Genomic DNA, 12,521 nt, shown 5'->3' with positions numbered 1-12,521 from the left:
ACCCTATACCTGGTTAAATGCACCCGGTTACGTATTTTTTATTTAAGAGAATTTGTTCTGCTTTGCGTCTACAATGCCCATTCTTTCATTGGAAGGAAGGCACTGAAGCATCGGAAGATGCGTTAAACTCTTAAAGCAATTTCTTAAATAATAGACCTATACCTAACAGTTGTCAGAAAAATGTCCCGAATGATCCGCTTTACTCGCATAACGGCCTGGTTCTTCCTAATAGGAATTTCACTTGGCGCCATTGTGCTCTCAAGTTTTTATCTCTATTTGCGGCCCGGTTTGCCCGGCGTCGAACAACTCGTCGACATCCGGCTCCAGACGCCGCTTCGGGTCTATTCCAGCGACAACAGATTAATAGCAGAATTCGGTGAAAAGAGAAGGGCTCCGATCACAATCGAACAGATCCCAACACTTCAGTTACATGCGTTCCTGGCCGCTGAAGACGCACGTTTTTACGAGCATAGCGGGGTCGACATCAAAGGCCTGGCGCGGGCTGCAGTCGAACTGATATCTACCGGTTCGATCCGTTCCGGGGGCAGTACCATCACCATGCAGGTTGCAAAAAATTACTTTTTGACACGTGATCGTACGTTTATCCGCAAGTTCAATGAGATACTGCTAGCCTTTCAGATCGAGCGCGAACTTCCTAAAGACCAGATACTGGAACTGTATCTAAACAAGATATATCTGGGGAATCGCGCCTACGGCATTGAAGCCGCCGCCCACGTCTATTACGGCAAGTCGGTCAAACAGCTGGAGCTCGCTCAGATGGCCATGCTGGCCGGCCTACCCAAGGCCCCTTCTGCTTATAACCCCTTGGCCGACCCCGAGCGCGCCCTGGCCCGTCGTAACTGGATCCTCCAGCGCATGAATGAGCTAGGCTTCGCCTCCAATAGCGCCTACGAACTGGCCTCCGGTGCCCCGATCACCGCCCGCTTCCACGGTGCGGAAACCGAATTAAATGCGGACTACATTGCCGAAATGGCGCGGGGCGAAATGGTGCAACGGTTCGGCGATGAGGCCTATACCGATGGTTACGCGGTCCACCTGACCGTTAACAGCGAGAACCAGCAAGCCGCCAACCATGCAATAAAGAACGGACTACAAGCCTACGATCAACGCCATGGATTCCGTGGCGCCGTTGGCGAACTCGACGAAAGCACCCTCGAATCCGGCGACCTCGCCGAGGCGCTCAGCAATTTTCCAACCTATGCAGCCCTACGCCCCGTCGTCGTGACCTCTCTCACGGACGACGCTGCAGAGGTCTACACCCAGGAATTTGGCGCTGCCACCATGCCCTTCGAAACCATGGCCTGGGCCAGAACCTATGAAAACCAGGATCGGCGCGGTCCAGCGCTTGAAAAACCCGCCGATGTGCTCGCCGTTGGCGATGTGGTGTATGCGGAAGCGATCAATGAGCAAGAAGTGACTGAGCAAGCCGCGGAAGCCGAACCGAAAGCAGTTCGTGTCGCTCTTTCACAGCTCCCGGAAGTTCAAGGCTCCTTGATTTCACTGGACGCACAGAGCGGTGGCATTCTCGCGCTCTCGGGGGGCTACAGCTTCCAGCAATCCAAGTACAACCGGGCCACCCAGGCACGCCGCCAGCCTGGCTCAAACTTCAAGCCGTTCCTTTATCTTTCGGCCCTGGAAAAAGGCAAGACGGCCGCAACGCTGATTAACGATGCCCCTATCGTGTTCGATGATGCGAGCCTGGAGACGATTTGGCGGCCAGAAAATTCCAGCGGCGAGTTCTACGGACCCACCCGCTTGAGGGAGGCGCTCTATCGCTCCCGCAACCTGGTCTCTATCCGCCTCCTCCGCTCGGTCGGCATCGACTACGCCATCGACTACTTGAACCAGCTGAAGATCAACACGACCCAGATGCAGAAAGATCTTTCGCTGGCCCTGGGCAGCGGACTGCTGACGCCGATGGAGGTTGCCCGAGGCTTTGCGGTCATCGCCAATGGCGGCTATGACGTCAAGCCGTATCTGATCGAGCGTATCGAAGATAGCCGCGGCAATATCGTGTATGCAGCGCCGAGTATCATCCAGTGCGATGACAATTGTGCCGAAATCGCCCAACAGACCCCAACACCGGAGGTTGGCTTTCCAGCCATCCAGATCGCGCCCCGGCTGGCCGATGAGCGATCAGTCTATATCCTGCATTCAATGTTGCGCGACGTTATCAAGCGCGGCACCGGACGTCGGGCTCTTGCCCTTAATCGTGACGACATCGCTGGCAAGACAGGCACGACAAACGAACAGCGGGACGCTTGGTTCTCCGGTTTCAACCACTCGGTTGCCACCACGGCCTGGGTCGGGTTTGACCAGCCGCGCCCCATGGGTCGCGGCGAATATGGCGCTGTTGCCGCGCTGCCGATATGGCTCGACTACATGGAGGTCGCCCTGGCGGATAAGCCGCCCGCCCACATGCCACGCCCCAACGGCATCGTGACGGTCAAGATCGATCCGGAAACGGGCGAGCGCGCCGCGCCCGGCAATACCAATGCTGTATTCGAACTGTTTCGGGAAGAAAACGTGCCAGCCCAGCAGTCATCGGATGCCATCCAAACCGGCGAAGATGGCGATACCATGCTTCCTCAGGAGCTCTTCTAGGCTTAACCGGCATGCCACCGCACCATCACGCTGACAGGCGGCAACGTTGGTGAAGAGATAGTTGGTGAAGGGATATGACAGCAGAAACAAAGAACCCGCCGATTGGCGGGTTCTTTGTCGATTGGCAGGCCTTACTTGATGTCGTCGAGCGACTTCAGCGGATAATGCGCCGGGTAGGCATGGCGAGCCACCCCAGAATCGACAGCAGCCTTGGCCACCGCCGCCGGAACGAACTCGAGCAGACGCACATCCATCGGCTTGGGAATAATGTAGTTCTTGCCGAACTCAAAACTTTCCACGCCGTAGGCTTCGCAGATCTCCTTGGGCACCGGCTCTTTGGCCAGGGCACGGATCGCGAGAACCGCAGCCACTTTCATCTCTTCGTTGATAGCGGTGGCACGGACATCCAGTGCTCCACGGAAGATGAACGGGAAGCCCAGCACGTTATTGACCTGGTTCGGATAATCCGAGCGCCCCGTTGCCATGATCAGGTCATCGCGAGCCGCCAAAGCGACTTCGGGGCTAATTTCAGGATCCGGGTTCGAACAGGCAAAAACGATTGGATTCGCCGCCATTTTCTTGAGCTGATCGGCGGTCAGCAGATCAGGACCGGATAGCCCCAGGAATACATCGGCGCCATCGATCGCATCGTCGAGAGTACGCTTGTCCGTCTCGTTGGCGAACATGGCCTTATACTGGTTCAAATCGTCGCGACCGGCGTGAATAACGCCTTTGCGGTCGAGCATGTAGATGTTTTCAGACTTGATGCCACAGCTGATCAACAGCTTCATGCAGGCAATCGCCGCTGCACCGGCACCGAGGCATACCACCTTGGCTTCTTCCGGCGTTTTACCCTGAAGCTCCAACGCATTCAGCATACCGGCGGCCGTTACGATCGCCGTGCCATGCTGGTCGTCATGGAAAATAGGAATGTTGCACTGTTCTTTCAGGGCGCGCTCAATCTCAAAGCATTCCGGCGCCTTGATGTCCTCCAGGTTGATACCACCAAACGTGTCCGCGATGCGCGCCACAGTCTCGATGAATGCCTGGGGACTCTCGGAATTGACCTCGATATCGAAAACATCGATACCGGCGAAACGCTTGAACAGAACGCCTTTACCTTCCATTACCGGCTTACTGGCCAGCGGGCCCAGATTACCCAGACCGAGAATAGCGGTACCATCGGAAATGACAGCCACCAGGTTCCCTTTGGCGGTGTACTTGTATGCATTCTCGGGGTCTTTTGCGATCTCGCGAACCGGCTCCGCTACACCTGGGCTGTAAGCCAGGGAAAGATCGCGGGAGGTCTGGGTCGGCTTGGTGATTTCAACGCTCAGCTTACCGGGGCGCGGGTTGGCGTGATAATCGAGGGCCGCTGCTTTCAGATCTTGAGACATTGCCACTGTTCCGTTTGTCACGTTAATAGGGTGGAGATTCGTTGTACTGGCCGGAGACCTCCCATCCTGTTTTTCGGATGATTTGAGAGGACGTCCATGCGTCGCTGCACAGCCTCCGACACTGCTCTCACTTTATTGTCCCGCCAAGGCTGACGGGAGCGCGACATTATGGCGTGACTACCCAACCCAAACAAGGGCCGCTGCGCAAATACTAACCAGCTTTACCGCCAAATTCCGACTGTTTGCCAGAAACAGAAAAGGCGCCTCGTAAGGCGCCTTTTCTGCTAATCCTGCCAGCAACATCTTGCCGCTCTCGCCAGCACTGTCTGCCAGCCGAATACAGTCTATCAGCTGCCTTTCTTGATACGGCCGCCGAAACGCTTCTGGAACCGGTCGATACGTCCCGCGGTGTCCATCACCTTCTGCTTGCCGGTGTAGAACGGGTGACACTGCGAGCACACGTCGAGCTGCATGTCGCGACCGAGGGTCGAACGGGTCTGGATGACGTTACCGCAGCTGCAGGTTGCAGTAATGTCTTCGTACTTGGGGTGGATACCTTCTCTCATGAGGGAAACCTCTCTGGCCATGCCGCCACCTGATCTGCTGCCAGGCACCGCATATTGAAAAAATCCGGCGAGCAAAAAACGAACAATACCGCCGAAATCAGGGCGGCAATCATATCAGAAACCGGCTTGATCGCAATAGATGAGGGGATCGTGATCTTCCCCTATACTGCGCCTTTCTTCTCGTAGCGGAGCCTTTGTGATTCAGACGGCACGTATTGCGCTGTCCCGCCCTTTGCGCAGACTATTCGACTACCAGATCCCGCCAGGTGTGGAACTGGAACCCGGGCAACGGGTACGTGTGCCCTTTGGCCGCCAGTCACTGGTAGGCCTGGTTGTCGAGACCGGCGTCGAGCCTCCTGCCAACATCACATTGCGCCAGATCACCGAAGCCCTCGAACCCTGGCCGGCTCTGCCCCCGGAAACCCGTCAACTGATGCAGTGGGCCGCTGCCTATTATCAGCACCCGTTGGGTGAGTGTCTTTTTATGAGCCTGCCGCCGGCGCTGCGCCGGGGCCGGCCCGCTGAAGCCACGGAAGAGCCTGCCTGGCAGGCGCGTCGGGCGTCAACGGATGACGACCTTCCGGCCCAGGCCCACCGCCAAAAGGCATTGCTTAGCTGGCTCAGAGCACAACCGGAACCTACGAGTCAAAGCACTATTCAGGCCGCAGGTTACTCACTCGATCAGATTCGCAATTTGGAACGGCGGCAGCTCATCGAAAAAACGGCACAAAAAGCCCAAGCCGCAGCGCCAGTGGAGAAACTACCACCGCTGACTCCAGCCCAGAATATAGCCTTCAGCGAACTTCCCTCGCCCGCAAAAGGCTTTAGTGCAGCCCTTCTCTACGGCATCACCGGTAGCGGTAAGACCGAAATCTACCTCCACTATCTTGAGCGCTACCTGGAACCTGACCAACAAGCGTTGGTTTTGGTACCGGAAATCAACCTTACACCCCAGACTGTGAGCCGGTTCACCCGTTACTTTGGTGACCGCATTCGCGTCTGGCACTCGGCCCTCAACGATAGCGAACGCCTACAGACCTGGCTCCGGATCCGTCGTGGCGATCCCGTCATCGTTATCGGCACACGCTCCGCAGTCACTCTGCCGTTCACTGCGCTGGGAGCGATCGTCGTCGACGAGGAGCACGATACGTCGTTCAAGCAAGGCGAAGGATTTCGCTATTCCGGACGCGACCTTGCCGTCTACCGCGCCCACCTCAACCAATGCCCGGTGCTGCTCGGCTCTGCCACACCGTCGATCGAGTCGTACCAAAACACAACCTCCGGTAAGTACACGCTGGTTCGACTGGAAGAGCGCGTGGGCGACGCTCGCCCTCCGGCGCTTCGACTGCAGGATATCCGCAGCCGCCCACTCGAAGGCGGTCTATCGAATCGCACAATTCAGGCCATTCGCGAACGCATAAACCGTAAGGAGCAGGTGCTGGTTTTTGTCAATCGCCGGGGCTTCGCGCCGGTAATGATGTGTTTCGACTGCGGCCATATCAGCGAATGCCCGCGCTGCGACTCACGCCTGACCTACCACCGGCGCGACCGGGCCCTACGCTGCCATCACTGCGACTATCAGACCGCAGCGCCGGTCACCTGTCCGGAGTGTGCAAGCGAGGCCTACAGCCCGGTCGGCCAGGGCACCGAAAGGACCGAAGACGTTCTCCAGGCCACGTTCCCCGAAACGCCCGTTATACGAGTCGACAGGGATAGCACCCGAACACGCGGCAGCATCGATCGCATCCTGAACACGGTCAATAGCGGCGCGCCCTGCATCCTCGTCGGTACCCAAATGCTAGCCAAAGGTCACGACTTCCCCAACGTATCCCTGGTGGTCGTCGTCAACGCTGATGGCGGGTTGTTCAGCGTCGATTTCCGAGCGCCGGAACAGCTGATCCAGACCCTACTTCAGGTTAGCGGCAGGGCTGGCCGCGGGCGCATTCCTGGCGCCGTACTCATCCAGACCTGCCACAGCGACCATCCCCTTTTAAACCAGCTCTGCACCGGCGACTACCTGGCTATGGCCGAACACATTCTGAGCGAACGGCGCGCCGTCCAACTCCCCCCTTTTCGTGCGATGGCTTTATTACGAGCCGAAGCCGCTACTATGGAGGAAAGTCTCGCCTTTCTCGATGAAGCGAAAAGCCGCCTGCAAGGCCAAGATCTTGAAATCTGGGGCCCGCTACCGGCGGTCATCGCCCGACGCGCCGACCGCCACCGCGCTCAACTCGTCCTGGTCAGCGATCAAAAAGGCCCTCTGCAGCGCCATTTGTCTGCGCTTTGCCTACACCTCGACGACCGCAAAAAGCCCGCCTCCCTGAAATGGCAGATCGACGTAGATCCGCTGGAAACGGGATGAGAACGGTTACAAACTTTTGCATAAATCATACCGTTCAAGATTAGCGTTTTTTCACGTTATGCTATGATCTGAGCACTATAAACCGCAAAGTCAAAGGCACTATCGGGGCGCCTGGCATTTAGAAAAGCTCAACACCTGCATATACGCAAATCACAGCGATGGCTTGGCTTCAGCCACCGTTACAGCAGCTGTGCGTACACGAAGGAAGAAATAGCTGCAGCAATTTTAGAAATTTAAGTCAGAGAAATTGAGGAAGCCCGGCAAAACTGTCTGGCTTCTTTGATTAAAAGCCCATTTTTCCGCGATAATACGCCGTCCCCGATAGCGGGGGCCGCGGCCCCTATCCATGCTCCGATCCGACTGAGTCATCTGCCAGTATGAAAGACACGGTAATCCAGCTACTTGAAGCCGCTATTGCGGCGCTCCAGGCTGATGGCGTTCTGCCGTCTGACCAGACCTTCACGCCCAATGTGGACAATACACGCGACAAGGCCCACGGCGACTTTGCAACGAACATCGCCTTAGCCACCGCGAAAGTAGCCGGAAAACCACCGCGACAGCTGGCCGAGACGATCATCGACAAGCTGCCAAAAAATGAAAGCGTCGCCAAGGTGGAGATCGCCGGGCCCGGATTCATCAACTTTTTCATGAGCGACGCCAGCAGCTTCGATATCGTCCGCACCATTATCGAAGCCGGAGAAACCTTCGGCCGCAACGATTCGGGCAAGGACGAGTCCGTCCAGATCGAATTCGTTTCCGCCAATCCCACCGGCCCTCTCCACGTCGGTCACGGCCGGGGGGCTGCAATCGGTGACTGCCTGGCCCGGTTACTGGAAGCCAACGGCTACCGCGTGACCCGCGAGTTCTACTACAACGATGCCGGCGCCCAGATCGACAACTTGGCTTTGTCGGTTCAGGCCCGTACCAAAGGCATGACGCCGGAAGATGCCGGCTGGCCGAAGGATGGCTACCGCGGCGACTATATTACCGATGTCGCCAAGGCTTATCTGGCCAAAGAAACCGTGTCCGCCGACGACCGGGAAGTGACCGCCAAAGGCGATGCCGATGATTTAGATGCCATCAAGGCGTTCGCCGTGGCGTACCTGCGGCGCGAACAGGATCTCGACCTGAAAGCCTTCGGCGTCGAATTCGACGTCTATTTCCTCGAATCCTCGCTGTACAACGACGGCAAAGTAGCCGAGGCGGTCGAGAAGCTGAGCGAGAATGGCTATACCTACGAAAAGGATGACGCTTTGTGGTTGCGTACGACGGAATTCGGCGACGACAAAGACCGGGTGATGCGTAAATCCGACGGTGGCTACACCTATTTCCTGCCGGATGTGGCCTACCACCTGGACAAATGGCAGCGTGGCTTTACCACCGTCATTAACGAACAAGGTGCCGACCACCATTCTACGGTCACCCGCGTCCGGGCCGGACTCCAGGCGTTGAGTGCAGGCATCCCCGAGGGCTGGCCGGATTACGTTCTGCATCAGATGGTGCTGGTGACACGTTCTGGCGTCGAGGTAAAACTGTCCAAGCGCGCCGGCAGCTACGTCACCCTGCGCGATCTGATCGACGAAGTGGGCCGTGACGCCACTCGTTTCTTCCTGGCTGCGCGCCGGGTCGATTCGCAACTGACCTTCGACATTGACCTGGCTCGCTCCCAATCCAATGAAAACCCCGTCTACTATGTGCAATACGCCCATGCCCGAATTAGCAGCATGTTGCGCAAACTGGACGGACTGGGCGTTAAGGTCGAGACCAAACGTTTTGCCCACAAGCTGGACGGCCTGGAGCTTGAAGAGGAGCGGGACCTGGCGAATCGCCTGGCCCAGTACCCAGAGCTGATCGCCAGCGCTGCCGTCCAGCGCGAACCGCACCACCTGACGCATTACCTGCGGGATTTGGCCGGCCAGTTCCACACCTATTACAACGCTCACAAGGTGTTGGTGGATGAGCCTGAGCTTCGGGATGCCCGCGTCGCCCTGTGCCTCGCGGTAAAGCAGGTCTTGGTCAACGGTCTGGATTTGATTGGCGTCAGCGCGCCGGAAGAGATGTAAAGCAACACACGAGCAGTTAACGCGCGAGGCCCCACTCGATGTCACGTGATTACGCCAAAAAGCCTAACAGTCGTCGGCAGGCCGCCACGTCCAGAACCAACGCAAAAGCCAAGCCCCGCGCGGCAGCCCGTCCCAAGACAGCGCCTAAGCGCCAGTCGGGAGGGCTGTCTTTACGCTGGATTCTTTCACTGGCGCTGGTCGGCGGGTTTATCGGGTTTATCGCTTATCTGAACTCCATGCCGACGTCCGAAAACCGGCAAACAGCGACGACCAAGCCGGCGCCCTCCAAACCGCTCAAACCCGCGCCAGCGGAAAAACCAAAAGAACAGCAACAATCTTTTCAGTTCTACGACATGCTCCCTGAATCGGAAGTGGTGCCGCCCAAGGTCGAGGAGTACGACCCCGGCCCAGCTCCGGAGGAGAGGCAATTTCGCTATCTGGTCCAGACCGGCTCGTTCAAAGGACAAACCGATGCCGAACGTCAGCGCGCACAAATTGCCTTCCAAGGCCTGCGAGCCAATATCGAGAAGATCACCCTGGATAGCGGCACAATCTGGTATCGCGTCAACGTCGGTCCGTTCGATTCCCGTAGCAAGATGAACAGCGCCCTGGACAAACTCGTCAGCATCAACATCCAGCCGCTGGTTCGCAAAGTCCCTAAAAAAGCGACCAAAGAAGGATAAGACTCCCACCCCCGGCTGGATGCACAGCGCCAGCCGGGGCGCCATGCCCTCCCCGCCGCTTCTTTATTGCTGTTTCTTCACCCCCACTACCAATAGCATGCCCTTGAAATTCGCCGCTCGATGGCCATATCTAAGTGCACTGTTTGGCTAATTCGCTGACTTACTGCGGGCTTCTGAAGGCTTTGGGCAAGGCGCTGGTCTGCAGGCATGGTGGTTCCATGTCAAAGAGCAGCAACGCAGATCCAAAGCCTTCAGAAGCTCGCCCGAAGGGAGACCCTGAGAATCTGGCTAGCGGCGTTGCGGCGACTCGATGTGGAACCACCACACCTTCATCACCGCGCCTTGCTAGCCAGATTTTCAGGGTCTCATTAAGTCAGCGAATTAACCAAACAGTGCACTAACTCTTTGAATCGCTCACCTCGTAATTGGAGCACGCATGACAACGATTCTTTCGGTCCGCCGCGGCGATACCGTCGCCATGGGCGGCGACGGCCAGGTTTCTCTCGGCAACACCGTCATGAAGGGCAACGCCCGGAAAGTACGCCGCCTTCACAACAACAAGGTACTGGCAGGATTCGCCGGCGGAACGGCCGATGCCTTTACCCTGTTCGAACGGTTTGAAGCCCAGCTTGAAAAGCATCAGGGGAATCTGACGCGTGCTGCGGTGGAACTGGCCAAAGACTGGCGAACGGACCGCGCCCTTCGGCGCCTGGAAGCCTTACTCGCGGTCGCCGACCACACCGCCTCTTTGATCATCACTGGCAACGGCGACGTTATCGAACCCGAGGATAGCCTAATTGCTATCGGCAGCGGTGGCCCTTTCGCACAAGCCTCAGCCAGGGCACTACTGGAAAACACAGATCTGAAAGCGGATGAGATTGTCGAGAAGGGCCTGGATATCGCCGCCGACATTTGCATCTATACGAACCACAACCGCACCCTGGAAGTGCTCACTGCCAACGAGTGATTGGAGCCACCATGTCTGGAATGACCCCCCGCGAAATTGTTCATGAGCTCAACAAACATATCGTCGGTCAGGAAGAAGCCAAGCGAGCCGTCGCCGTCGCCCTGCGTAACCGCTGGCGCCGTATGCAGCTTGAGGTCGGCCTACGGGACGAGATAACCCCCAAAAATATTCTGATGATCGGTCCCACGGGTGTGGGCAAAACCGAGATCGCGCGGCGCCTGGCCAAATTGGCGGATGCGCCTTTTCTCAAGATAGAGGCCACCAAGTTTACCGAAGTCGGTTACGTGGGCCGGGATGTCGAGTCGATCATTCGCGACCTGGCCGATATGGCCGTAAAAATGCTGCGCGAAAAAGAAATAAAGCGCCACGAACATCGCGCCGCCGATGCTGCCGAAGATCGCATCCTCGATGCCCTGCTGCCCCCGGCCCGCAACTTCCAGGAAGATAGCCGCCCCACTGAAGATTCCTCCACCCGGCAACTATTCCGCAAGAAACTGCGCGAAGGCCAGCTGGACGACAAGGAAATCGAGGTTGAGCTGAGCAATAACGGCGCCGGCGTCGAGATCATGGCGCCGCCGGGTATGGAGGAAATGACTAACCAGTTGCAGAGCATGTTCTCCAACCTGTCCAAAGACCGCAAGAAGACCCGGAAAATGAAGGTCGCGGATGCCTTCGCCAGTCTTCGCGAAGAAGAAGCGGCCAAGCTGGTCAACGAGGAAGACATCAAGCAAAGAGCGATACAGGCCGTAGAGCAAAACGGCATTGTCTTTATCGACGAGATCGATAAGGTCGCCAAACGCTCCGAAACCGGATCGGCGGATGTTTCCCGGGAAGGCGTTCAGCGCGATCTGCTGCCGCTGATCGAGGGCAGCACCGTTAGCACAAAATTCGGCATGATTCGCACCGATCACATCCTGTTCATTGCATCGGGTGCCTTCCACCTATCCAAGCCATCGGATCTGATACCGGAACTGCAGGGTCGCCTGCCCATCCGGGTGGAACTTCAGGCGCTGACGCCGGAAGACTTCAAGCGCATCCTGACCGAGCCGGATGCCTCGCTGGTCAAGCAGTACGAAGCGCTGATGAACACCGAAGGCCTAACGCTGACCTTCACCGATGACGCCATCGAGCGTATCGCTCAGGTGTCCTGGAAAGTGAACGAAACCACCGAAAACATCGGTGCTCGTCGGTTACACACCGTGCTTGAGCGGCTACTGGAGAGCGTTTCCTTCGACGCTGGCGATTCCGTCACCGGCGATGTCGAGGTGACTGCGGCTTATGTCGACGAAAAACTTGGCGATCTGGCCGAAGACGAAGACCTGAGCCGCTACATTCTGTAGCCCGCTCACGATCTCTGCAGGTCTCAGCCACGATGGCGCCTCCTAATCGCGCCATCGTGGCTTTTATGGTCACACCAGCGTCCGCTCATCTTCACGAGAGTCTTTGCTTATGACCGATGCTTCTACGCTGCCCAGCGACATCCGTATTCGCCGTCAAAGCCGTCTACTGCAGCTGAGCTATGCCAACGGCGACGTACTTGAATTGCCCTTCGAGCTGCTCCGGGTCTATTCTCCCTCGGCCGAAGTACGCGGCCACGGCACCGGTCCCGGCACGCTGCAAACCGGAAAGCGCGACGTGCTGGTGACGGGAGCGGATATGGTGGGGAACTACGCGCTGAAGCTCAGTTTCAGCGATGGGCACGATTCAGGCCTGTTTACCTGGAGCTATCTGCAGGATTTGGGGCGGAATCAGAACGACTACTGGCGAGATTATCTCGCAAGACTGGAGGCGGAAGGTGGAAGCCGGGACGCCCCAGCAAAGCCCTATCAAATAAAGCCCTGACAGGTAAAACCCTAAC

Annotated in this window: 9 protein-coding genes; 7 read left to right on the top strand and 2 right to left on the bottom strand. The window is 57.4% G+C overall.

Annotation, left to right across the window (positions count from 1 at the left end; all coding sequences use genetic code 11):
• Window positions 1-189 precede the first annotated feature (189 nt).
• A complete protein-coding gene (locus tag FXO11_RS04120) occupies window positions 190-2,625 on the top strand; it encodes a penicillin-binding protein 1A (protein WP_455024929.1) in 2,436 nt (811 codons plus the stop codon).
• A gap of 131 nt (window positions 2,626-2,756) precedes the next feature.
• Here FXO11_RS04120 and FXO11_RS04115 read toward each other — a convergent pair whose 3' ends face one another.
• Both FXO11_RS04115 and rpmE read right to left on the bottom strand, forming a co-directional pair.
• On the bottom strand, window positions 2,757-4,022 hold the full coding sequence (locus FXO11_RS04115) for a malic enzyme-like NAD(P)-binding protein (RefSeq protein ID WP_148861701.1): 1,266 nt from the start codon (window positions 4,020-4,022) through the stop codon (window positions 2,757-2,759).
• Window positions 4,023-4,369: 347 nt separating this feature from the next.
• Window positions 4,370-4,588 (bottom strand): 50S ribosomal protein L31, encoded by a 219-nt coding sequence (gene rpmE / locus FXO11_RS04110; RefSeq protein ID WP_148861700.1) that lies wholly within the window; start codon window positions 4,586-4,588, stop codon window positions 4,370-4,372.
• 196 nt (window positions 4,589-4,784) lie between these two features.
• On the opposite strand from rpmE, the gene FXO11_RS04105 reads away from it, so the two are divergent.
• From FXO11_RS04105 to FXO11_RS04080, 6 genes are all read left to right on the top strand, one after another.
• Window positions 4,785-6,950, top strand: coding sequence for a primosomal protein N' (locus FXO11_RS04105; protein WP_148861699.1), 2,166 nt, complete (start codon window positions 4,785-4,787; stop codon window positions 6,948-6,950).
• 377 nt (window positions 6,951-7,327) lie between these two features.
• Window positions 7,328-9,013 (top strand): arginine--tRNA ligase, encoded by a 1,686-nt coding sequence (gene argS, locus FXO11_RS04100; protein ID WP_148861698.1) that lies wholly within the window; start codon window positions 7,328-7,330, stop codon window positions 9,011-9,013.
• Between the two features lie 38 nt (window positions 9,014-9,051).
• Entirely contained in the window at window positions 9,052-9,696 is a 645-nt protein-coding gene (locus tag FXO11_RS04095) for an SPOR domain-containing protein (protein WP_148861697.1), read from the top strand.
• 436 nt (window positions 9,697-10,132) lie between these two features.
• Window positions 10,133-10,663: an ATP-dependent protease subunit HslV gene (gene hslV / locus FXO11_RS04090; RefSeq protein ID WP_148861696.1), complete on the top strand. Its 531-nt coding sequence runs from the start codon at window positions 10,133-10,135 to the stop codon at window positions 10,661-10,663.
• Window positions 10,664-10,674: 11 nt separating this feature from the next.
• Complete coding sequence (gene hslU, locus FXO11_RS04085; protein ID WP_148861695.1) at window positions 10,675-12,003, top strand: ATP-dependent protease ATPase subunit HslU; 1,329 nt, start codon at window positions 10,675-10,677, stop codon at window positions 12,001-12,003.
• A 109-nt stretch (window positions 12,004-12,112) separates the two neighbouring features.
• Complete coding sequence (locus FXO11_RS04080; protein WP_148861694.1) at window positions 12,113-12,505, top strand: gamma-butyrobetaine hydroxylase-like domain-containing protein; 393 nt, start codon at window positions 12,113-12,115, stop codon at window positions 12,503-12,505.
• Window positions 12,506-12,521: the final 16 nt, after the last annotated feature.

Origin of the sequence: Marinobacter fonticola (assembly GCF_008122265.1) — a bacterium.
In the GTDB taxonomy this organism is placed as follows: Bacteria; Pseudomonadota; Gammaproteobacteria; order Pseudomonadales; family Oleiphilaceae; genus Marinobacter_A; species Marinobacter_A fonticola.
This window is presented reverse-complemented; position numbering and strand designations above follow the sequence as displayed.